This window comes from Clostridium sp. AM54-37XD, from assembly GCF_003478225.1.
Lineage (GTDB): Bacteria > Bacillota > Clostridia > Lachnospirales > Lachnospiraceae > Coprococcus > Coprococcus ammoniilyticus.
The window spans coordinates 20,854-45,207 of the sequence record NZ_QUEV01000011.1 but is presented as its reverse complement, the minus strand read 5'-3'; the positions used below and the strand labels follow the sequence as shown (position 1 = coordinate 45,207).

Here is a 24,354-nt window from a genome sequence, read left to right as displayed (position 1 = left end):
ATATTCAGGAGGGTTATATGAACAAGAGAATCAACGATTGGATCAACTGGGTACTGTATGATGAACTGATCGCAGGTAAACTGAATGCACCAAAGCATCTGCTGGGTATTCATGAATATGGGGAAGGACAGATTATCACAGCCTATCGTCCACATGCGGTGGAAGTGAAGGTTACATCCAGAACAGGTAAAAAAGTTCATACGATGGAGAAGGTAACGGATGAGGGATTTTATGCGATCTTTTTCCCTAAGAAGGAATTTAGCGGAACAAAATACAATCTGGTGACAACTTATGAGGATGGAACGACTGTTACGACAGCAGATCCATATGCATTTGACAGCCAGATTTCAGATTTTGATTCTTATTTATTTGCAGAAGGCAAGCACTACGAGATCTATAATAAATTTGGAGCACATCCGATGACGATCGATGGCGTAAAGGGAACCTATTTTGCAGTATGGGCTCCGGACGCGCGGAGAGTCAGCGTTGTCGGTGATTTCAATATGTGGGATGGTAATTTACATCCGATGCAGCTTCGACCAAACGGTGGAATCTATGAGCTGTTTATTCCAAATGTGCTTTCCGGCGCAGTATATAAATACCAGATTTTGACCCGTTATGATGAGATCTTATATAAGAGTGATCCATACGGAAATCAGGCACAGATGCGTCCGGACAATGGTTCGGTTGTTGCAGATCTGACGACCTACAAGTGGAAGGATACTGCATGGATAAATAAGAGAAAAACCTACAGCAGAACAGATCGCATGAAGATGCCGATGACCATCTATGAGATGCATCTCGGTTCATGGAGAAAGAAAGTTGAAGACGATGACAGCGGCTTCTTCAGTTATAGAGAGTTAGCTCCGATGGTTGCGGATTATGTAAAGGATATGGGCTATACACATGTGGAGATCATGGGTATCGCAGAGTATCCGTTTGATGGTTCCTGGGGCTATCAGGTAACGAATTATTATGCACCGACATCCAGATACGGATTGCCGGAAGATTTCATGTATTTTATCGACTATTTACATAGTAAGGGAATCGGTATCATCTTAGACTGGGTACCTGCACATTTCCCGAAGGATGCACACGGACTTGGCAGATTTGATGGTATGCCGCTCTATGAGCATCCGGATCCAAGAAGGGGCGAGCATCCGGATTGGGGTACTTATATTTTTGATTATGGCAGAGCAGAGGTTGCAAACTTCCTGATCGCAAATGCACTTTTCTGGGTAGAGAAGTTCCATATCGATGCGTTACGGGTAGATGCTGTTGCATCCATGTTATATTTGGACTATGGTAAGCAGGATGGACAGTGGCTTCCAAATGAAAATGGCGGCAATGAGAACCTGGATGCAATTAAGCTGCTGCAGAATATTAATGCAGTTATGGAAGAAAAGAATCCGGGAGCATTCCTGATCGCAGAGGAATCAACTGCATGGGCCGGTGTGACTGCTCCGGCATCCATGAACGGACTTGGCTTCCTGTTCAAATGGAATATGGGATGGATGAATGACTTCCTCGAGTATATGAAGATGGATCCATATTTCAGAAGCTTTAACCATAACAAGCTGACCTTCAGCTTATCCTATACATATGCAGAAAATTATGTTCTTGTCATTTCACATGATGAGGTCGTACATCTGAAATGTTCAATGATCAATAAGATGCCGGGAAGCGAACCTCAGAAATTTGCAAATCTTCGTCTGGCATATGGTTATATGTATGGCCATCCGGGCAAAAAGCTGTTATTCATGGGTCAGGAATTTGCACAGCCGCGCGAGTGGAGCGAGGCAAGAAGTCTTGACTGGTTTGTCCTTGACAATCCGTTGAATCAGGGTGTACAGCGTTGGGTAAAAGCGTTAAATAATCTGTACAATGCGAATGATGCGTTATATGCAAATGACAGCGATGTGATGGGCTTTGAGTGGATCGACTGTGACCATCCGGATAAGGGTGTGGTTTCATTTATCCGTCGAGGTTCTACACCGAGTAAGCAGTTGTTATTTATCTGCAATTTCGTGCCGGTTGAATATGATAATTATGAAGTTGGAGCACCTTGCTTCACAACATATAAAGAAGTCCTGAATTCCGACGACGTACAGTTTGGCGGAGCAGGCAGATTAAACAGTGGTAAGATCAAGGCTATCGATAAGAAGACAGAACGTATGCCTTATTCGATCAGTGTAACAGTACCGCCACTTTCTACTGTTGTTCTGGAATATGATTACACCGATGTAACACCGGAGGATATTCTGAAGAAGAAAGAGATAGAAAAGAAAGCGGCAGCAGCAAAACGCGCAGCTGAGAAGAAAACGGCTGCGAAGAAAACTGCAACGGAAAAGAAGGATGTAGAGACGACGGAAGTTGTAAAAAAGGAGCCGGAGAAGAAGACGGCTGCGACAAAGACAAAAGAAACAGTAAGTAAGACAAAGCCTGCACAGACAAAAGCGGCAGTTTCAAAGAAGACTACTAAGAAATAATAAAAAATGCTGGATCGTACTTGTGCGGTTCAGCATTTTTTGTAGGCATAAGGAGAAGACATGAAGATAGAAAAAGTAAGTACAGCGGATGCGGAGAAGCTTCTCGCAATCTATGCACCCTATGTAGAAGAAACAGCAATATCATTTGAATATGAAGTACCGTCTGTAGATGTATTCAGGAACAGGATCGAGCAGATTTCAGCAAAGTATCCATACATAAAGGCAGTCGTGGATGGGAAGATCGCAGGCTATGCATATGCAGCAGGTTTCAAAGACAGAAAGGCATATGACTGGTCAGTAGAAACAACGATCTATATCCGAAAAGACTGCAGGCAGATGGGACTTGGCAAAGCCCTATATGAGAATCTGGAAAAACTACTGAAGGAAATGGGAATCCTGAACATGAATGCCTGTATCGCAAGTCCGGCAGCAGAGAGCGGACATCTGACGGATGACAGTTACAGATTCCATAAAAAAATGGGCTTTACGCTGGTTGGGCGTTTTCATAACAGCGGCTATAAGTTTGGTGAATGGTACGATATGATCTGGATGGAGAAGATGATCGGCGAGCACGAGAAGGATATGCCGGATGTAAGATTTGGTCAATGAAAAAGAAATTTATAAAAAACACTTGCAAAAAGATAATCCAAGCAATATAATACAGGAGAAGTGCAAAGAGGCACAGAGCGAGAAGCTCTGTGCCTCTTTAGTTTTCCAGGTATTAAGTTTTAGGAGGAAATTCAAATGAAAACAGGTACAGTAAAATGGTTTAATGCAAAAAAGGGATATGGATTTATCAGCGATGAGAATGGTGATGACATTTTTGTACATTTCTCAGCTTTAAATATGTCTGGTTTCAAAGTATTGGAGGAAGGCGACAAAGTTGAGTTCGAAGTAATTGAGGGAGAAAAAGGACCTCAGGCTGCAAATGTAACAAAGCTGTAAGCTGATACATAATGAAGATACCTCATGACAGATCATCGGTACTCAGAATTTTGAGAACCGATGATCGCCATGGGGTATTTTTTTGCGGATTCTTGCGGAAATTATGATTATATATTAGAATAGCGGCACAGGAGAAAGAAAACATGAACAATCCAATAAAAGAATTAACAAAGAAGGAATGGATCATCTGGTTAGGATCTATTTGTATCGTATGCGTATCGAACTTGCTGACAACAGATTTTGATCTGCTGACTCTGGTAGCTGCATTAGTGGGTGTAACTTCGCTGATCTTTGCAGCCAAAGGAAATGTATGGGCACAGATCCTGATGGTGATATTCAGCATCCTTTATGGGATCATTTCCTACCGGTTCCATTACTGGGGCGAGATGATTACATATCTTGGCATGACAATGCCTATGGCGATCTGGTCTACGATCACATGGCTCCAGAATCCTTCCGGCGGAAACGGAAATGTCGTAAAGATCCAGAAGCTGAACCGGAAGCACATCATAGGGCTTATTATATCCGGCGCGATCGTAACGGCAGTATTTTATTATATTTTAGTTGTATTCGATACCCCGAATATTATATTCAGCACCATATCGATCATAACCAGTTTTCTGGCAGCAGCACTTACGATGCTCCGTTCCTCGTATTATGCAGTATGGTATGCGGCAAATGATATCGTGCTGATCATTTTATGGGTGCTGGCATCCATGAAGAATCCTGCCTATATCCCGGTCGTTGTGAATTTCGGTATCTTCTTTATCAATGATATGTATGGCTATATCAGTTGGAAAAGGCGGGAACGGATACAGCTGTAAAATGCAGAAAAAGTGGGTTGTTGGTACTATTACTTTACACAAGAGAGTTTGTAGCTGTGGAGCTGAAGAAGTTATCGACTAATAAAAAACAGAATCCCCGCTATGGTGTGTTTTACTATTTATAAAGCAAGCCTTTGGGAGCGTCGGTTCTTAGTGAGTCGCTATATGCGACGAACTTTTCATAGGTATGGAATAGTGAGACAGGCAGAAAATAAATCAGCCCTTGGGGTATATTATAACCCCAAGGACTGATTTATTTTCGTATGTGTGATTAGTTCTTCGAACAGCGGAACAGCAGATCCTCCCAACGGCGATCCACTTCCTCCTGATACTGAACGAGTAAATGCTCATTTTCAGGCTTGAACAAATGCTTGAAACGACCCTGTGTCCGTAAGAAGTCCTCGATCGGAAGCTTCTTCTTAGGAGAATAGCTTAAGATCCATTTGCCTTCGATGACTTCAAATAAAGGCCAGTAGCAGGTCTCAACCGCCAGCTTACAGATATCCATGATCTGTTCGGTAGGATAACGCCAGCCACGAGGACAAGGAGCCATAACATTTAAGAAAGCAGCACCCGGTGTGTAGATGGCTTTTTCGGATTTCTCATAGATATCACGCATATTACCAAGCAGAGTAGTCTGACCGACATAAGGGATATCATGAGCTGCCATAACCTGTGCCAGATCCTTACGGTTCTGCATCTTACCATTTGACTGGGAACCGACAGGAGTGGTAGTTGTATCTGCATACATCGGAGTAGCAGAAGAACGCTGGATACCGGTATTCATGTAAGCACCGTTATCGTAGCAGACATATACCATGTCATGACCACGCTCCATAGCACCGGATAAAGACTGAAGACCGATATCGTAAGTACCGCCGTCACCGCCAAATGTTATGAATTTATATGTTTCATCTAATTTACCCTTTTTCTTTAATACATGATAAGCAGTTTCTACACCGGAAAGGGTAGCGCCTGCATTTTCAAATGCGTTATGAATGTAACTGTCTTCATAAGCAGTATATGGATACATGAAGGTGGAAACCTCCAGACATCCGGTAGCGTTACCGATAACTGCTTTGTCACCCTCATGAAGGGCACGGAGTACATTACGAACTGCGATCGTACCGCCACAGCCTGCACACATTCTATGACCCGGAGCAAGACGCTCAGGCTTGTTCATTACTTCTTTAAAATTATATGCCATTTTGTCTTACCTCCTTACTTTCTAAGTCCAATATACTGATACTGTGGAATGGTCTTGCCCTGCTCGATCATTTCCTCTAACTGGTTAAATACATCGGTTGCTTCCACTGTTGTATAATCTCTGCCACCAAGACCGTAGATATAGCTGACAGCCTTTGTAGAAGCTCCGATATCATACAGGTGCTCCTTGATCTCAGCGGATAAAGGACCGCCGCCTGCACGGAAGCCTTCGGAACGGTCTAAGATCGCAACTGCTTTTGTATGAGTCAGCGCCTTTGCAATTTCTTCACCGGGGAATGGACGGAAGACACGGAGCTTTAATAAGCCGACCTTCTTGCCCTGTGCGCGCAATGCATCGATTGCTTCTTTTGTCGTTCCTGCTGCGGAACCGATCATAACGATCGCATAATCAGCATCTTCTAATTTATATTCCTCAAAGAAGCCGTACTGTCTGCCGGAGATCTTTGCGAAATCATTCGCAACATCCAGGATCACCTGCTTGGCATTCTTCATAGCTTCGTTCTGATTCATTTTGGATTCCATATAGAATGGAGAAGTTGCATATGGACCGACTGCCATAGGCATCTTTGGATTCAACAGGTACTGTTCCGGATTGTATTCACCGACAAATGCTTTTACCTTGTCATCCTCTAACAGTTCGATATTCTCAACTGCGTGGCTGGTGATGAAACCATCCTGACAGATCATGATCGGAAGACGGACATCCTTGTGTTCTGCGATCCGGTAAGCCTGTACGAAATTATCATAAGCTTCCTGATTATTCTCTGCATAGATCTGGATCCATCCGGTATCTCTTGCACCCATACTGTCTGAGTGGTCGCAGTTGATATTGATCGGGCCGGATAAAGCTCTGTTTACAAGAGCCAGTGCAATCGGCAGACGATTGGAAGCTGCAACATAGAGCTCCTCCCACATCAGCGCCATACCGCAGGAAGAGGTTGCTGTTAAGACACGGCAACCGGCAGCACTTGCACCGATCGCAGCACTCATAGCACTGTGCTCACTCTCGACCGGAATAAACTCTGTATCGATCTCACCGTTTGAAATATATGTAGAAACAAACTGTGGAATCTCTGTAGAAGGGGTGATCGGGAATGCCGGCATGACATCCGGGTTGATCTGCTTGATCGCATAAGACACCGCTTCATTTCCTGATAAACGTTCTCTGATACCCATTTATTTGCCCTCCTTCATCGTAATAGCACCAAACTTACACTGATAAGCACAGATACCGCAGCCCTTGCAGTGGTTCAGATCGAAGTCAAGGCGTTTGCCGCCTACGACCGGGATGCAGCTGTCCGGACAGACCGGTGCACATAACAGACAGTGTACACATTTGCTCTCATCTATGACGGGAGTAGCAGTTCTCCATTCACCTGTGTTAAATGCTTTGGAAGTACCACCGCCGTACACATGGTTACCGGGTGTGATTTCTGTATATTTACTTTTTTCATGTATTCTGCTGATATCTGTTCTCATTACTTGGTTACCTCCTTAAATGCAAGCTCAAGGGCTTTCATATTTCCATCGATAACCTCAGGCTTCTTTGCAAATTTGTGCTGATAGGAAAGTCTCATATCTGCAAGGAAATCATCCTGCTCCATGATACCGCTGACTGCAACGATAGCAGCAAGCATAGGAGAATTCGGGAAGTTCTTGCCGAGTGTCTGCATCGAGATCTCCCGGGCATCTAATGTATAAACTTTTCCTTTGTAGCCATTTAAATGAGGACGAACCTCATCCGGTGTCTTTGGGGTGTTAATGACGATCGCACCATCTTCTTTTAATCCGGCGGTTACATCCACGGATTCCAAGAGGGACTCGTCAACGACAACAACATACTGTGGGGTGTAGATATTGGAATGAACGCGGATCGGATCGCTGCTGATTCTGTTATAAGCAGTGATCGGCGCACCCATTCGCTCCGGACCATATTCCGGAAAACCCTGAACGTATTTTCCTGTTTTAAAAGCTACGTCTGCAAGCAGCAGAGCAGCAGTTTTGGCACCCTGGCCGCCCCGGCCATGCCATCTGATCTCAATCGTATCTTTCACTTTTTAATCTCTCCTTGTGACTATAAACGCATCGATATGTCAGAATGAATATAGAAATGATTTCCCCTATTATTTCAGACAAATAGAAGGTTTATTGAAAAAAATTCTTAATAAAACGTAGACTTTTTTATTATATCATGTATAAATAAGAAGTAAATAAAAATTTTTTTGTAAATAAGAGAAGAAATTTGAACGAATAAAAGACGGAAAAGTGCAGATAACAGAATTTCGTCATAATGAAAAATGAGGTATAATGAATCGCACCAAGAATGTAAAAAAAGAGGAGAGAAAAATGTCAAAGGGGAAAAAAGTAAAGATCGTAATTGAGGGAATCATTCTGTTGTTTATTGTTTACTGTGTCGTTTTAAAGATGCTGCCGGTATCGACAGGAAGACTGTCAACATACGAAGAGATCAATGATGCAGTAGCAACAGCCGCTTCAAGGTATAAGAATACGGTTACGCTAAAGACAACAGGGGAACCGTATATGGATTATCAGTCGGTCCTTGACAAGCTGATGGAAAAGAATATGTATGCAGGTGGAGAATTTTATGCATTTTCTTATGTATATACGCCGGATTCAGGTGGAGAAAAAGTAGCGGTAAGGATCAATCATATGAGCCGGTTAAAAAGCTTTCTTGTATTTATCCGTTCCGGTCAGATTTCGGGGAAGATAAAGGGGCTGTCAGATTACGAGAAAGTGAAAGCGGTACATGATTATATTATCTTACATAATGAATATAACCGCTCATCCGGTGGTGCATGTAATACTCTGTACAGAGGAGATTCGGCATGTAATGGATATGCGCTGGCATTTTATATCATTATGAAAAAGGCCGGAGTCCCGGTTACCTGTGAATACGGTTATGGACTGGAATCCGAGCATCTGTGGAATCGGGTTCAGGTGGATGGACACTGGTATAATATCGATCTGACATGGGATGATCTTGGTGGACAGAATGTCGGATATGATTATTTCCTTAAATCTGATGCGGACTGGCAGGGACATGATCATGGCGGTTCCGATGCAGAAGTTTCTATGGATGTGACAGGAAAGACGGCAGCGGAATATTATAGAATGTTCCCGAATTATAATGCGATTATGATCTGGTCGATCATCGGAGTGATCGCGGCAGGGTTTGCATTATATATCTGGCTGCTTGACCGGAAGATGAAACGGAAGAAGTTAGAGAAAGCCCGTTTGGAAGCGCAGGAGGAAGCGCAGAGAATGGAAGAACTCCATAAGAGAATGCAGGTGGTTACAGGTGCATTTACAGATGAAGCGACCGTTCCGGCGAATGAAAATGCGGTCACGGACTACCAGACAGCACCATATACAACACCATATACAACACAGATGGCAGAGAATGTAGATGAGACTACCATGAATCATGAACAACCTCAGACTGCGGATCTTTCTGAAAGTGCTTCACAGAATAAAAGCAGTGGTGCTCATTCGGGGTTCCGGTTGAAGCAGGATGATTAAAAATATAATAATGAAAACTTTCATCGGCATAGTTGTTCACAACTATGCGATTTGTGTTAAAATAAACAGCGATTGACAAAATGAGAAAAAGAATCACCAACAAATCAGGAGGAAATAGAATGATTAAATTATTTGACAATGGTGCTTATCTTTTAAATGGCACAGAGCTTGTAGAAGACAATGCCGATGCAAATGCGATCCTTACACAGAAGTTAGGTACAGCTCCATCCAAGGAAGAAGCTGCAAAGAATACTATGGCATACGGTATCCTGGAGAAGCACAACACATCTGACAATATGGACAATCTTAAGATTAAATTCGATAAGATGACCTCTCATGATATAACATTTGTAGGTATCATCCAGACAGCAAGAGCTTCAGGACTGAAAGAATTCCCGATTCCTTATGTCCTTACAAACTGTCATAACTCCTTATGTGCAGTTGGTGGTACGATCAATGAGGATGATCACATGTTTGGCCTTTCCTGCGCAAAGAAATTCGGTGGTGTCTATGTTCCGCCTCATCAGGCTGTTATCCATCAGTTCGCAAGAGAAATGCTTGCAGAATGTGGTGCAATGATCCTTGGTTCTGACAGCCATACCCGTTATGGTGCGCTCGGTACAATGGCGATCGGCGAAGGCGGCGGAGAGCTTGCAAAGCAGCTCTTATGCAGAACTTACGATGTAGCTAAGCCCGGTGTAGTAGCAATCTATCTGGACGGAGAAGTTGCAAAGGGAGTAGGTCCTCAGGACGTTGCTCTTGCGATCATCGGTGCAACCTTCCAGTGTGGTTATGTTAAGAATAAGGTAATGGAGTTCGTAGGACCTGGTGTTGATAAATTATCTGCTGATTTCCGTATCGGTATCGATGTAATGACAACCGAGACAACCTGCCTGTCCTCTATCTGGAAGACAGATGAGAAGATCAAGGAGTGGTATGATACACACTATAGACCGGAAGCATACAAGGAAATGAATCCGGGCCCAGTTGCTTACTATGATGGCGTTGTATATGTGGATCTGTCAAAGGTAAAACCAATGATCGCTATGCCATTCCATCCAAGCAATACATATACAATTGAAGAATTAAATGCAAACCTGATGGACATCTTAGACGACTGCGAGAAGCGCGCACTGGTTAGTCTGGACGGTAAGGTTGACTTCACATTAAAGGATAAAGTCCGTGATGGCAAGTTATATGTAGAACAGGGAATCATTGCCGGATGTGCCGGTGGTGGATTCGAGAACATCTGTCAGGCAGCGGATATCATCCGTGGAAGAAGCATCGGTGCAGATGAATTTACATTATCTGTATACCCTGCATCAACTCCTATCTATATGGAGCTTGCAAAGAACGGTGTACTGGCTGACCTGATCGAGACAGGTACGATCGTTAAGACAGCATTCTGCGGTCCTTGCTTTGGTGCCGGAGATACACCTGCAAATAATGCATTATCAATCCGTCATTCAACCAGAAACTTCCCGAACCGTGAAGGTCCAAGATTCAGAATGGTCAGATCTCATCCGTTGCACTTATGGATGCACGATCGATCGCAGCGACAGCAGCTAACAAGGGATACCTTACAGCAGCTACAGATCTGGATGTTGAATACAAGGGACAGAAATATTTCTTCGATAAGAGCATTTATGACAGACGAGTTTACAATGGTGTCGGCAAGGCTGATCCATCTGTTGAGATCAAGTTTGGTCCGAATATCAAAGACTGGCCGGAGATGATCGCACTGACAGATAACCTGTTATTAAAGGTTGCATCTGTTATTAACGATCCTGTAACAACTACAGATGAACTTATTCCATCTGGTGAGACATCTTCCTATCGTTCAAATCCGCTTGGACTTGCTGAGTTCACTTTATCCAGAAAAGATCCTGAATATGTAGGCCGTGCAAAGGCAATTCAGGCAGTTGAGAAGAAGAGAGAAGAACTTGGATGCTTCTGCAAGGCAGATGAATCCATGAAGCCTATGATGAAAGAAATCAAAGCAAAATTTGCAGATCGTGAGATCACAGGTTCCAATACCGGTTACGGCAGTACGATCTTTGCTGTAAAGCCGGGTGACGGCTCTGCCAGAGAGCAGGCTGCTTCCTGCCAGAAGGTACTTGGCGGCTGGGCAAATATTGCTAAGGAATATGCAACAAAGCGTTACAGATCCAACCTGATCAACTGGGGTATGCTTCCATTCATCATGGAGGAAGATTTCGCATTTGATAATGATGATTATGTATTTATTCCGGGTATCCGTGAGGCTGTTCAGAATAAGAATGAGATCATCAAGGCATATGTGGTAAATAAAGACTTCAAGGAATTAGACCTGAAGCTTGGAGCTTGACCGATGATGAGAGACAGATCATCATGGATGGCTGCCTGATCAACTACTATAAGAACAACTAAGGTATTCTAATATAATAATTTCCTTACAAGGTGAGTCCTACCTATAAGTGGAAGTTGTAAAAACGTTGAAACCGCTGCTGGTGGTTTCACAAATATGGCTATGTCTTATGACATAGCCATATTTATATTATAAGAAGGAGAGAAACAACATGATATATATAGGAAATCACCTGTCGTCCTCCAAAGGCTTTGAGGCGATGGGAAAGGCGGCATTAAAACTTGGTGCAAATACATTTGCATTTTTTACAAGAAATCCACGGGGCGGAAAGGCGAAAGAGATCGATCCGGCAGATGCGGAACGGTTACGTTCCCTGATGGAGGAGCATCATTTTGGAAAACTGGTCGCACATGCACCATATACGATGAATGTCTGTGCGGCAAAACCGGATATTCGGGAGTTCTCATGGAATATCTTAAAGGATGATATGGAGCGGATGGAGTATCTTCCGGGAAATTATTATAATTTCCATCCGGGCGCACATGTTGGTCAGGGGGCAGAAGAAGCCATACCGGTAATTGCTGACGCATTAAATCATGCGATCAAACCGACTCAGAGTACAGTTGTATTACTTGAAACAATGGCAGGCAAAGGCTCGGAAGTCGGAAGAAATTTTGAAGAACTGGAACGTATCATAGAGCTGGTTGACTGCAAGGATAAGATCGGGGTATGCTTTGATACCTGTCATACATGGGATGGGGGCTATGATCTTGTGGAAGATCTGGATGGTGTACTTCACACGTTTGCTCAGATCATCGGACTTGACCGCTTAAAGGCTGTTCATCTAAATGACAGCATGAATGTGAGAGATTCACACAAAGACCGACATCAGAAGATCGGAGAGGGTGAGATCGGAGCAGAAGCATTAAAACGGATCGTAACGCATCCATTGCTTGCAGGCAGACCGTTTATCTTAGAAACACCAAATGATGATGCCGGATATGCAAGAGAGATAGCAATGATAAAGAGCTGGGCGGATGAAAGCATGGAGTAATTGTAAGGATAATAGATAAAATAAAAACTGCCACTATCAGAATGGTTACCCAATAACGGTTTCATTCTGACAGTGGCAGTTTTTAATATTACCAATGAATCAGTTCAATCTTATTTCTCTGTTTTTACTAATTCCGATAATGAAGTTGCAAGTCCTGCAACACCCTGAATATCAGATGGAATAATGATCTTGGTTGACTTGCCGTCAGCAGCCTTTGCGAATGCTTCCAGACTCTTGATCGTAAGAACCTGATTAGATGGAGCAGATTCATTTAAGAGACGGATACTGTCTGCATTTGCCTGCTGTACAGCGAGGATAGCCTGTGCCTGACCTTCAGCTTCACGGATCGTTGCTTCCTTCTTAGCTTCTGCGCGAAGAATCTGTGACTGCTTCTCAGCTTCTGCTTCCAGGATAACGGACTGTTTGTTACCTTCTGCAATAAGGATTGCAGATTTCTTTTCACCTTCTGCTTTCAGGATCTGTTCACGTCTTTCACGTTCTGCCTTCATCTGTTTTTCCATGGCATCCTGAATCGCTGCAGGTGGGATAATATTCTTTAGCTCAACACGGTTTACCTTGATGCCCCAAGGATCAGTTGCTTCGTCCAGAGTAGCACGCATCTTTGTGTTGATTGTCTCTCTGGATGTCAGTGTCTGGTCAAGTTCGAGATCACCGATAATGTTACGGAGAGTAGTGGCTGTCAGGTTTTCGATTGCCATGATCGGATTTTCAACACCATAGCAGAAAAGCTTTGGATCTGTGATCTGGAAGAAAACGACAGTATCGATTCTCATTGTAACGTTATCTTTCGTGATAACCGGCTGTGGAGCGAAGTCTACAACCTGTTCCTTTAAGGTAACACGACGTGCGATCTTATCGATAATAGGCATCTTCATATGAAGACCTACGGACCATGTACCGCAGTAGGTTCCCAGACGTTCGATAACGTAAGCATGTGCCTGTGGGACGATCTTGATTGTGCTGCAGATAATAATGATAGCAATGAATACTAAGATAATTACCAGCCATGTGAGTGGTGAATCCATAATAAGTACCTCCTTTAAGTGGCGACAGATATAGTATCTGTCAAATTAAATAAATTATATTCTGCTGACAATAAGTTTTACGCCGGAAACCTCATTGATCGTGACTTCGGTTCCCTGGGGAATAATATCAGTTTCATCAGCAGCACGTGCGGTCCATTCGAGACCATTTACTTTTACCTGCCCGGTAGCCTTTAGATTATCAATGGTTTCAGATACGATCACCTGTTTGCCGACCAGACTTTCAACATTTGTTTTTTCCATATCGGATAATTTGAAATGTTTTAAAGCCACAGGCCTTGTAGTAAACAGAAGAACTAATGAAATAACTGCAAAGATCAATATCTGGATGATCAGTGATGTACCAAAGAATACAGAGATCGCAGATACCAAAGCTCCTCCCGCGAACCAGATGGTTGTAAGTCCGAGAGTAATGATTTCGATAATTATACAGACCATAAAGATAACGGACCAGATAATTAATTGACAGATTAATTCATTTTCCATAAGAACACCTCCTTTATGCCTCCCCGGTCTTAGGCAAAATAAGTTTTGTGGTTTGTTAAGAACCCTTAAACATGTCACTATTTTACTATGTAACCCAGATATCGACAATGCTTTTTTCAAAAATATAGGGTTATTTAAGGTTCATTTTTTGAACGATTTTGGATTTGGTAAAGTCATGGTTAAATCTATTTTAAATCTATTAAAAATAGGAAATGCTATTGCTTGACTTTTTGAAACAGTATATAATTTTTTCAGGTTGTTTATAATTATATGTAAGAATAAATCCATTGATGTGTTGTTACAGGAATGGAATGAAACGACATATCCGATGTTGGGTTTTGAATGCGGAAAGGGAAAGGTTATCAGACAAAATTGGGAAATGAAAAAAAAAGACGGCTGTTTAAGGCGGGAACGATCATATTTCTGGTAATTGCAGCAGCGCTTGTATTTAATAAGATATTGGAGGAGTGGACAGGCTTTCGGAAGGTACTGGATACGATAACCGGGGCGGCAGCACCGATTATAATTGGTTTTGTGATCGCTTTTTTGTTGAATCCGGTGCTTATCTTTTTTGATCGCCTGTGTCATACGATCTTACAGGATCGGGTGATCAAAGACAAGAAAAAACTGTTTCATGTATCAAGAGCCATATCGATCATTATAACGATCATTTTGTTCCTTGGTCTGCTCACGGGTTTGATCTGGATGGTAGTGCCACAGGTCATCGACAGTATCAATCTTCTTATATCCAATATGGATAATTACTATAATAATATCATGAAGGCGATCAATACCATTTATGATAAATTCAAGAACCTTGGCGAATCCGAAGAAATGGTAATGAATGTCGTAAACACTGTATATGACCGCTTACAGAAATGGGTAAATACAGATGTTGTTCCGAATCTGGATAAGATTGTATTGAATATCAGCTCCGGTGTTGTGGGCGGATTGAAGTTCATTTATAATTTCCTGATCGGTATTGTAGCATCTATCTATGTGATGGCGAATAAGGAATATTTGGCTTCCAGAGGCAAGAAAATCGTCTATGCACTGTTTAAACTGAAAAACGCGAATATCATTCTGGATGGACTTGCAAGTGTAAATAAGATATTCAGTCAGTTTATCAATGGTAAGATCGTGGATTCGATCATAATCGGGATTATAACATTTATTTTGACAACGATCGTAGATATGCCATATGCATTGCTGATCAGTGTTATCATTGGTGTGACAAATGTAATTCCGTTTTTTGGTCCGATCATCGGTGCGATCCCATGTGTGTTTATTGTTCTGATCGCAGATCCGATCAAGAGTATCATATTGCTTATCATGATCCTGTGTATTCAGCAGTTTGATGGAAATATTTTAGGACCAAAGATCCTTGGTGATGTAACGGGACTTTCCAGCTTCTGGGTTCTGACCGCGGTTATCGTAGGCGGTGGTATCTTCGGATTCTACGGAATGTTACTGGGTGTTCCGGTATTTGCATGTGTCTACATGTATATCAATAAGACATGTACCGACAAGCTGGAAAAGAAGCATATGGTATCGGTGTCCTCGGAATTTGAGCGGATCAAACGGATCGATGAAGAAACCGGAAAGCCAATCTATCTGACAGAGGAAGAGGAGGATATCCGTTTTCATAAAAAAACTCCGGAGGAAAAAGCAGCCGCAAAGGCAGATCGCGAAGCAAAGAGGCATGCGAAGAAGCTTTATCAGCAGATTGAGAAAGTGATGCATGCAGAGAAAGCTGACGATCAGTTGGCAGCAACGAAGCATGAAGCGGAAAAACAGAGCAGTGATGACGACAAAGATGATCAAATGTAGGAAACGTAGCATATTCAGAAATGACAGGGCACATATAGTGTAGCTTTATGTGATAGAATAAGCCGGCAGATTTCTGTGGGGTAAATACCCGGTTAGAGATTTGCCGGCGTTCCTTTTGCAATAGGATAAAATAGTTATTTTCTTTGAATTAGAAGCATTTTATCAGATAAATCGATTTAATTTTCCATCGTAGTTAAAACCGGCAGATGCCAGTTTTTCGGAAACATCATTTACATTCAGATCCAGATCCGTACATAATTCATCCAGACTCGGATAAAAATCACGAAGCTTCATATTAATAAAGCTGAGGAGCATAACAGGATCTTTTGGAATATTTGGATTAGCCATAGGTGGAAAACCTCCTTTTATGAAAATCTTTTACATATTTTATTTGTAATAAGTATAAAAAACTGGTATATATATAGGGTATTGGAAACGTGTGTCATTTCCGATGTTAGTATAGCAGACGCCGGAAATATGTGCAACCAGATAGAATGGTAGCTGATCGTCTTGTAGTCAGTTACAAAATAATCAGGAGAAACAATCATGCAGAATGATAATGAAAAGAAGAAAATAAAGAAGCCGTCCGGTATAAGAACAAATTTTGCTTTTCAGGCGGCAGTGCTGGCAGGTGCAGGTATATTATCCCGAGTGATCGGTCTCTTATACCGGTCACCGTTATTTCAGATTATCGGAGATGAGGGAAATGGATATTATGGTACAGCGTATGCAATATATTCCATGATATTGATGATCGCTACGTACAGCATTCCAACAGCGGTTTCTAAGATCATTTCAGGGAAACTGGCCCTGGGGGAATACAGAAATGCGAGACGGGTATTTAAATGTGCTTTTATCTATGTAGTATCTGTCGGATTGGTGGCGGCTGTCCTGACATTTGCATTTGCACCGGCTTTGGTGAAGGAACAGCCAAATGCGATTTTAAGCTTACAGATCCTCGCACCGACAATATTTCTGTCGGGCTTTCTTGCTATCTACAGAGGCTATCTTCAGGCATATAAAACGATGATTCCGACCTCCATATCACAGATTATAGAGCAGATTGCAAATGCAGTTGTCAGCGTTCTGGCTGCCTATCTGATGTCCAGACCATTTGCACCGGGAACCTCTGAACATGCAAAATATGGTGCAGCAGGCAGTGCAATGGGAACAGGGGCAGGTGTTCTCTGTGGAATTATTTATATTCTGATCGCATATGCAGGAAGAAGAAAAGAAATCATGGAGACAGTAGAGTCTGATGTTTCGTCGAATATAGAATCATATGGAAAGTTATTCCGGCAGATCGTAATGATCGTAACACCGATCATTATTGCTGCATTTGTGTATAATATTACGACCACCGTAGATATGAAGATTTTCTACAATGTCTTAAACAGTAAAAATGTAGATCGTGTTGAATCTGCAAATTTGTACGGTATTTTTTCCGGTCAGTACATGGTGCTGATCAATCTTCCGGTATCGATCGCATCTGCGGTTGGAACAACCCTGATACCAAATATTTCGGGAGCATTTACCAAGGGGGATAAAGCGGAAACGAATCATGTATACAATCAGTCCATGAGTATCACGATGATGGTGACGATACCATGTGCAGTCGGAATCGGTGTGCTATCAGAACCGATCATCACACTGTTGTTCCGTGGCGCGGATCCGCTGGTATTTAAGGCATTGACTGCCGGCTGCATATCTGTGGTATTTTATTCATTATCAACACTTACAAACAGTATCTTGCAGGGAATCGGAAAGGTTATGGAGCCGGTGAAGAATGCGACACTTGCATTGTTGATCCATTTAGTATTCCTTGCTGCTATTTTGAAATTTACAGATGCGAAGCTGTTCGGTCTGGTAGCGGCTACGATCCTGTATTCATTACTGGCATGTATCTTTAACCATATATCTGTATCCAAATATATGTCTACAAAGCTTGATGTGAAGAAGATCTATCTTGCTCCTGCTGTTGCATCGATATTTATGGGAATCGTTGCATGGGGTAGTTATCAGATCTTCTACCACCTGATCCATATGAATTCAGTCAGTGTTGTTCTGGCAATCCTGCTTGCAGTTATTTTCTATGCAGCAGCTATTCTGGCAGTCGGTGGATATACGAAGGAAGAAATCCTGCTATGCCAAAGGGAACCCTGATCCTGAAGCTTGCAGAAAAACTACATCTGGTGAGAGAGTAGAGAAAGGAACGTGTGATAATTAACTCCCAGATTATTGCACTAAAACAAAAGATGAGCAAATTTAAAAAAATGATCATGCGTATGGCAGACCGGCTTGACAGCAGCTGCGCGCTGGGTGCGATCCGACAGGGTATGATCATGATGATCCCGCTTCTTGTAGTCGGGTACCTGGCGGCGATGTTGATCAATCTACCGATTCCTGCATATCAGACGTTTATAGCGAAATTGTGTGGTGGACATGTACTGGAAATTCTGAATTTCGTATATGCCAGTGTTAATGAGTTCTTTGCTGTTTTTCTGGCAGTAACAACAACGGTCAGTTATGCCATTATGAAACGGAGAAAGCAGGAAATCTATGAAGGTACAGGAAATATTATCATTTTAGTAATTATCACACTGGCTGCTCTGGTAGGGTATTTCGGAATCCAGTACGATGATTTTTCCATTCATTCGTTAAGCAATATGCATGCATTTACGGCACTGTTTGTTGCGCTTATTTCCGGTAAGATCTATTACACAATGAAGAGCAGTCGTTTCTTCAAGGTGAAAAATCAGCGTACGAATACGGACGGTATCTATATTGAAGCAATCGAGGGAATTGCTCCGGCGGTTGTCATTATTGGATTTTTTGCGTTTTTTCGAATTTTGTTACAGGTATTATTTGGAGTAAGCGGTTTTCAGGAATTGGTTGAACGCTTTTTTGATTACCTGTTAAAGCCATTACAGAATGGACTGGGAGCAGGAGTGGTCATTATTTTTCTGACACATGCGTTATGGTTCTTTGGAATTCATGGACACAATATGTTAGACACAGTGATCAAGCAGAATTTTTCTGATATAACAGCCGGAATTTTCAGCAAGACAATGCAGGATGTATTTGTACTTCTGGGAGGAGTGGGAGCCGTTTTGTGTCTGGTGATTGCGATCCTGTTGTTTGCGAAAAAGAAGGGTGTTCGGAATCTTGCATATATGGCAGCACCGAGTTTGGTCTTCAATATCAGTGAAATTGTCTTATTTGGAGTTCCTGTGATTTTGAATCCTATTCTACTGATCCCATTTATGCTTGTACCGATGGTGAATTATCTGGTCACTTATGCGGCAATGTTCTTTGGACTTGTTCCGCATGTGATACGTGAAGTTGATTGGACGACGCCTGTTATTCTGAGTGGGTATCAGGCTACCGGTTCCTGGGCAGGAGCAGTTTTGCAGATCCTGTGTCTGGCAATTGGTGTGTGTATTTATAAACCATTTATTCGTATGTATGAAGAACAGCGGGAACTGCGTCTGAAACGTGATGTCAAAAGACTGGTGGAGGAGATGCAGCGCGAGGAGCAGAACAATTCCATCTCACCATATACAAAGCGTGAAGATGAGATCGGACATATGGCCCGTATCCTGGCAGATGAACTTGTTGAAGCAATCAGACGGAAAGAATTGTTCTTAGTGTATCAGCCACAGGTGAACCGTGATGGCAGGTGCATTGGTGCAGAAGCGTTGATCCGTTGGGAGCATCCGGAATTTGGATTTATCTATCCTCCGTTGATCATACAGCTTGCCAAGGAAAAGAAGGTACTTAGTACGTTAGAGAAATTTATCTTTGATACGGCAGGTGCGGCACTGGCACAGGTAAGGGATATCGTACCGGATGATTTCAAGATGTCGGTCAATCTTACAAATGAATCTCTGGAATGGGATGGCATTGAAGCATGTATCGAAAATGTTGTACAGAAATACCAGTTTCCAAATGTACAGCTCGGACTTGAGATCACGGAGCAGGATGCACTTTCTTCGTCCATTGATATAACGAAAAAGATTGAAGCATTGAAGGCGAAAGGTCACAGATTCCTGATCGATGATTTTGGTATGGGACATACGTCGCTGGTTTATTTGCAGACGAAGTATTTTAACATTGTAAAGCTGGATGGATCTCTGACGAGAGACGTTATTCATAATGAAACGAATCGTGATATCATTGCATCAATCGTCTATCTGGGCAGATCTTTGAAATTCAAGATTATTGCTGAATATGTAGAGAATGAAGCTCAGAGAGATGAACTGAAAAAACTTGGCTGTGATGCATTCCAGGGCTATCTCTACAGCAAGCCGATTAAACTTGATGAACTTATGTCGTGGATCAAAGGGTCAGGACATGAAAGCTGAGATATAAACTAAAAACTCCATGCCGGACGTCTATATATTTTATGAAGCAGACCTGTTCGGAACGTCGGTCTTTAACGAATCACCAGTAGGTGATGAGTTTAGTACCGTTACGTTCGGATCGAACGAAAGTGTTCTGCGGAATAAAGATATATAGACGTCCGGCATGGAGTTTTTTCTGGTATTTTATAGACTGATATGCTTATGCCATCATAGATGTAAGGATCTGGTTGACCAGTTTTCCGTCAGCTTTGCCTTTAACCTTAGGCATCAGCTCTTTCATAATCTTACCCTTGTCTTTGGCTGTTGGAGCATCGATACCAAGACCTGCAAGAACTTCTTTGATCGTAGCAGTGATCTCTGCTTCATCCATCATCTTTGGTGCGAATTCTTCGAATACGGTGATTCTTGCCTTGCATTCATCTATGATATCGGTACGATCAGCAGGTGTTGTATCGATTGTTTCCTTTGCGAGCTTGATTTCTCTTAATACAACTTCGTTTTCTTCTTCCTCTGTCAGATCAGCACGTTTGTCTATAAATTTATTTTTCAGGGCTGTAAGGAGTGCGGATAATGCGTCCTTTCTCTCTTTATCATGTGCCTTCATAGCGGCCATCATTTCGCTTCTGACTTCATCAATTTTACTCATTATATTCATACCTCCGTATAAAGTTATATATAGGTAATTGCAAAACTGTCGATGTTTTGTAATTGCTTCACATATTGTGATCGGACAGGTTTACAACCTGTCGCTCCTTATTATAGCACTGGAAAAGCGATAATTTCAATATGGCAACTGTATTTGAATTATCGGTTGCATTTGTCCGGGGGGAAGGTATAATGAGCGCATATGGGTAAATATGACAAATAACAGGAGATGAAAGACTATGTCACTTACTATGAAAATGACAACATTATGTTATATAGAGAAAGACGGAAAATATCTGATGCTTCATCGTACAAAGAAGGAGAAAGATATTAATAAGAATAAATGGATCGGAGTCGGCGGACATGCGGAAGGAACAGAAGGACCGGAAGACTGCCTGCTTCGGGAAGTAAAAGAAGAAACAGGACTGACACTGACATCTTATCAGTTCCGTGGTCTGATCACATTTATCAGTGATGTCTGTGAGCCGGAGCTGATGTGTCTGTTTACAGCAGATGGCTTTACCGGAAGCTTAACCGCCTGCAATGAAGGAGAACTGAAATGGGTAGATAAAAGCATCGTGCCATCTCTTCCGACCTGGACAGGAGATGCCATATTTTTAAAACTTTTATTAGAAGATGAACAACGTTTCTTCACTCTGCGGCTGGTCTATGAAGGAGATGAGCTGGTGGAACACCGACTGGAGTTTTATTAAAAGAAACCGCCAGCCGGCATTCGACTCTGTATAAGTCATGACTTTTACAGGCACAACACAACCATTTCATAAGTCTTGACGCTGCAGTTATTTACGAACAGCTTCTTTTATTATTCGTGTGATCTGGATAATAAAGGTTGGGATAAATGCAAGCCCTAAAATGCTCAATACATTTTTAACTGTCAGGTCGGCAATCATGAATAAGCCATGCATAAATGGTGCGAGCAGGACAAAGCCAAGCAGCAGGACACCGGCGAAGAAAGCGGCGACACTCCAGAGGTTGGAGCGGATACCGATCTTTATAATAGAGGATTCGCTGCGGCATGTAAATCCGTGGAACAATCTTGCAAGCGTCAGTGTGGCAAATGCCATTGTGCTGGCAGTCAGGGCATTTACGGAATCACCCAGATAAAAGGCGACGGTTGTAACAATACCGATCAGAACACCGTAGCAAATAAGCTGGAGCGAGAAGGATTTATTGAAGATTCCTGCTTTTGGATCTCGCGGTTTGTTACGAAGTAATTTCTTATCGGATGGTTCCATACCGATGGCAAGTGCTGGAAGTGAATCGGTCAGCAGATTGATAAAGAGCAGATGAACCGGCTGGAATGGGGTATCAAGCGCCATGATGGAGCAGTAGAGAACTACCAGAATGGCTGCGAGGTTTCCGGACAAAAGGAACAGGATGGCATTCATGATATTACGGTAAACATTTCTTCCTGTCAGGACAGCTTTTATGATTGTTGCAAAATTATCATCTGCAAGGATCATAGCTGAGGCATCCTTTGATACCTCGGTTCCGGTGATTCCCATAGCGACACCGATATCTGCTTTTTTCAATGCGGGAGCATCGTTTACACCGTCACCGGTCATGGCGACAATGTGACCTTTCTTCTGCCATGCATCAACGATACGGATCTTGTTTTCCGGTGAAACTCTGGCATAGACGGAGATCTTTGGAAGGACATCTGTAAGTTCGTCATCGGTCATACGGTCGACTTCCTGACCGGTTACGGCCATATCACCATCGTGGAAGATACCGATCTGTCTGGCAATAGCGGTTGCCGTTACTTTATGATCTCCGGTTATCATGATCGGTTTGATTCCGGCGGAGATAGCATCCGAAACTGCAGCCATGGATTCTTCTCTTGGCGGATCGATCATGGATACAAGTCCGATAAAAGTATAACCATATTCGGAGGCTGCGGTCAGAACTTCCGAATCGAAACATTCTTTATAGGCAAGTGCCAGAACCCGTAAACCTTGTCTGGAAAATTGCATGTTTTGTTCCAGAATTCTGTCGCGGTCGTTCTCTGTAATCGGACGGATACCATCCTCTGTGATGATTGAATCCATGCGGGTAAGAAGAACATCGACTGCACCTTTTGTCAGAAGTGTAGGTACGCCGTGCAACAGGTATTTGCTGCTCATCAGTTTCCGTTCGGAGTCAAATGGAATCTCTTCCAGACGCGGCATCAGATCACGCAGAACTTCTTCTGTTACACCGACATCAAATAGTTTCGTTTTCCTTGCCATCGTAAGGAGACAGGTTTCAGTCGGATCCCCGATATCCTTGCCATCCCGGATACTGCTGTCGTTGTTTAAGATACAGTTGTACAGAAAATAACGATGTGCCGGAATATGGAGATCCAGTTGGTCGGCATTTAACAGAGTATCACAGGTATAAAGCTGCTGAACTGTCATTTTGTTCTGGGTCAGTGTACCTGTTTTATCCGAACAGATAACAGAGACACAGCCCAGACTTTCGACTGCTTTCAGATCTTTGATGATCGCCTGATCGGCAGCCATCTTTCTGGTACCCATTGCCTGAACGATCGTAACGATCGAACCGAGAGCCTCCGGAATGGCAGCGACAGCAAGGGCAACTGCGAACATCAGAGAATCCAGTATTTTCTCGCCCTGCATCAGGCGGAGACCGAATACGATCAGGCTGATCACCATAATGATCGTTGCCAGTTTTTTACTGAAATTATCAAGACTGATCTGAAGTGGGGTCGCTTTGGATTTTGTATTATTCATAAGGGTGGCTATCTTACCCATTTCTGTATGCATTCCGGTTGCTGTAACGAGAACATTTGCACGACCATAGGTAACAAGACTGCCGGAGAATACCATATTGATGCGGTCACCGAGAGCAACATCCTCGGTGATATCAGAGTCGTCTTTATCCACATTTGTAGACTCTCCGGTCAGAGAACTTTCATTTACCTGTAAAGAGAAATTTTCGATGATACGGCCATCAGCGACGATCATATCACCGGCTTCTAAGAGCAGGATGTCTCCCGGTACGATGTCTTTTGATGCAATCTCCTGTTTGATTCCGTCACGTAATACTTTCGCTTTTGGTGCAGATAATTCTTTTAAGGAATCAAGAGATTTTTCTGCCTTTACATATTGGATCGTACCAAGGATCGCATTCATGATAATAACCGCAAATATAACAATCGTACTTTCGATGTTGCCGGATGCCATAGAGACGATCGCGGCAGCGATCAGGATGATAACGAGCAGATCGGCAAACTGGTGAAAAAAGACAGAAGCAACACTTTGTTTCTTTTGCTCGACCAGAGTATTTTCACCATAGGTTTGAAGTCGCTCTTTAGCATCTGTAGTGGTAAGTCCTTCCGGATTACCGCAGGTTCGGAATAATTCTTCTTTGTTCAGCTGATAGATTTCTTTCATAAGACCATGTCCTTTCTTTTGCTTTTTTTCCTGAGACAGATAATGAACAGTAGTTTTTTAAACATACTGCTTGTATTTCGGAAAAATTCTGATTGGTACATGCTGTTTTTTGTAATTGATAAT

At 42.6% G+C, this 24,354-nt stretch carries 19 protein-coding genes and 1 pseudogene; 11 read left to right on the top strand and 9 right to left on the bottom strand.

From position 1 onward, the window contains the following. Positions 1-17: 17 nt before the first annotated feature. From glgB to pnuC, 4 genes are all read left to right on the top strand, one after another. A complete protein-coding gene (gene glgB, locus DXA07_RS10720) occupies positions 18-2,489 on the top strand; it encodes a 1,4-alpha-glucan branching protein GlgB (protein WP_118484593.1) in 2,472 nt (823 codons plus the stop codon). Positions 2,490-2,549: 60 nt separating this feature from the next. Then, a complete protein-coding gene (locus DXA07_RS10715) occupies positions 2,550-3,098 on the top strand; it encodes a GNAT family N-acetyltransferase (RefSeq protein ID WP_021944931.1) in 549 nt (182 codons plus the stop codon). A 135-nt stretch (positions 3,099-3,233) separates the two neighbouring features. Further along, positions 3,234-3,434, top strand: a complete 201-nt coding sequence (locus DXA07_RS10710) for a cold-shock protein (protein WP_008402657.1) — start codon at positions 3,234-3,236, stop codon at positions 3,432-3,434. A 143-nt stretch (positions 3,435-3,577) separates the two neighbouring features. Further along, a complete protein-coding gene (gene pnuC / locus DXA07_RS10705; protein ID WP_021944930.1) occupies positions 3,578-4,258 on the top strand; it encodes a nicotinamide riboside transporter PnuC in 681 nt (226 codons plus the stop codon). Between the two features lie 271 nt (positions 4,259-4,529). Here the strand turns inward: pnuC and DXA07_RS10700 are convergent, their stop codons facing one another. Genes DXA07_RS10700 through DXA07_RS10685 form a run of 4 tightly spaced genes read right to left on the bottom strand, consistent with a single transcriptional unit; the run spans position 4,530 to position 7,539 of the window. Then, entirely contained in the window at positions 4,530-5,465 is a 936-nt protein-coding gene (locus tag DXA07_RS10700) for a thiamine pyrophosphate-dependent enzyme (protein WP_008402654.1), read from the bottom strand. 14 nt (positions 5,466-5,479) lie between these two features. Then, positions 5,480-6,661 carry a pyruvate ferredoxin oxidoreductase gene (gene porA, locus DXA07_RS10695; protein WP_118484591.1) on the bottom strand — a complete coding sequence of 394 codons (1,182 nt, stop codon included), beginning with the start codon at positions 6,659-6,661 and terminating at the stop codon, positions 5,480-5,482. Next, positions 6,662-6,964: a 4Fe-4S binding protein gene (locus DXA07_RS10690; protein WP_008402652.1), complete on the bottom strand. Its 303-nt coding sequence runs from the start codon at positions 6,962-6,964 to the stop codon at positions 6,662-6,664. Further along, positions 6,964-7,539 carry a 2-oxoacid:acceptor oxidoreductase family protein gene (locus DXA07_RS10685; protein WP_021944928.1) on the bottom strand — a complete coding sequence of 192 codons (576 nt, stop codon included), beginning with the start codon at positions 7,537-7,539 and terminating at the stop codon, positions 6,964-6,966. Before DXA07_RS10685 ends, DXA07_RS10690 begins: the two co-directional genes overlap by 1 nt. A gap of 292 nt (positions 7,540-7,831) precedes the next feature. Between DXA07_RS10685 and DXA07_RS10680 the strand changes: the two genes are divergently transcribed. The 3 genes and pseudogenes from DXA07_RS10680 (at position 7,832) to DXA07_RS10670 (ending at position 12,426) form a co-directional block, all read left to right on the top strand. Then, positions 7,832-9,025: a transglutaminase domain-containing protein gene (locus tag DXA07_RS10680; protein WP_021944927.1), complete on the top strand. Its 1,194-nt coding sequence runs from the start codon at positions 7,832-7,834 to the stop codon at positions 9,023-9,025. A 119-nt stretch (positions 9,026-9,144) separates the two neighbouring features. Next, a pseudogene (locus DXA07_RS10675) lies at positions 9,145-11,434 on the top strand (hydratase). A 149-nt stretch (positions 11,435-11,583) separates the two neighbouring features. Next, positions 11,584-12,426 carry a deoxyribonuclease IV gene (locus tag DXA07_RS10670; RefSeq protein WP_118484587.1) on the top strand — a complete coding sequence of 281 codons (843 nt, stop codon included), beginning with the start codon at positions 11,584-11,586 and terminating at the stop codon, positions 12,424-12,426. 110 nt (positions 12,427-12,536) lie between these two features. Here DXA07_RS10670 and DXA07_RS10665 read toward each other — a convergent pair whose 3' ends face one another. Both DXA07_RS10665 and DXA07_RS10660 read right to left on the bottom strand, forming a co-directional pair. Next, positions 12,537-13,472 carry a stomatin-like protein gene (locus DXA07_RS10665; RefSeq protein WP_008402646.1) on the bottom strand — a complete coding sequence of 312 codons (936 nt, stop codon included), beginning with the start codon at positions 13,470-13,472 and terminating at the stop codon, positions 12,537-12,539. 54 nt (positions 13,473-13,526) lie between these two features. Further along, positions 13,527-13,976, bottom strand: coding sequence for an NfeD family protein (locus DXA07_RS10660; RefSeq protein WP_008402645.1), 450 nt, complete (start codon positions 13,974-13,976; stop codon positions 13,527-13,529). Between the two features lie 342 nt (positions 13,977-14,318). Between DXA07_RS10660 and DXA07_RS10655 the strand changes: the two genes are divergently transcribed. Next, on the top strand, positions 14,319-15,806 hold the full coding sequence (locus DXA07_RS10655; protein ID WP_021944923.1) for an AI-2E family transporter: 1,488 nt from the start codon (positions 14,319-14,321) through the stop codon (positions 15,804-15,806). Positions 15,807-15,968: 162 nt separating this feature from the next. Here the strand turns inward: DXA07_RS10655 and DXA07_RS10650 are convergent, their stop codons facing one another. After that, the gene (locus tag DXA07_RS10650) at positions 15,969-16,154 is read right to left on the bottom strand and encodes a DUF4250 domain-containing protein (protein ID WP_021944922.1); all 186 of its coding nucleotides are present in this window, start codon (positions 16,152-16,154) and stop codon (positions 15,969-15,971) included. 198 nt (positions 16,155-16,352) lie between these two features. Here DXA07_RS10650 and DXA07_RS10645 point away from each other — a divergent pair, with 198 nt between their 5' ends. Continuing rightward, complete coding sequence (locus DXA07_RS10645; RefSeq protein ID WP_243015443.1) at positions 16,353-17,969, top strand: polysaccharide biosynthesis protein; 1,617 nt, start codon at positions 16,353-16,355, stop codon at positions 17,967-17,969. A 92-nt stretch (positions 17,970-18,061) separates the two neighbouring features. Continuing rightward, a complete protein-coding gene (locus DXA07_RS10640) occupies positions 18,062-20,170 on the top strand; it encodes an EAL domain-containing protein (protein WP_133302387.1) in 2,109 nt (702 codons plus the stop codon). 199 nt (positions 20,171-20,369) lie between these two features. Here DXA07_RS10640 and DXA07_RS10635 read toward each other — a convergent pair whose 3' ends face one another. Continuing rightward, entirely contained in the window at positions 20,370-20,816 is a 447-nt protein-coding gene (locus DXA07_RS10635; protein WP_021944919.1) for a GatB/YqeY domain-containing protein, read from the bottom strand. 250 nt (positions 20,817-21,066) lie between these two features. Between DXA07_RS10635 and DXA07_RS10630 the strand changes: the two genes are divergently transcribed. Beyond that, a complete protein-coding gene (locus DXA07_RS10630) occupies positions 21,067-21,528 on the top strand; it encodes an 8-oxo-dGTP diphosphatase (protein WP_117785708.1) in 462 nt (153 codons plus the stop codon). A gap of 87 nt (positions 21,529-21,615) precedes the next feature. Here DXA07_RS10630 and DXA07_RS10625 read toward each other — a convergent pair whose 3' ends face one another. Then, a complete protein-coding gene (locus tag DXA07_RS10625) occupies positions 21,616-24,231 on the bottom strand; it encodes a cation-translocating P-type ATPase (protein ID WP_118484583.1) in 2,616 nt (871 codons plus the stop codon). Positions 24,232-24,354: the final 123 nt, after the last annotated feature.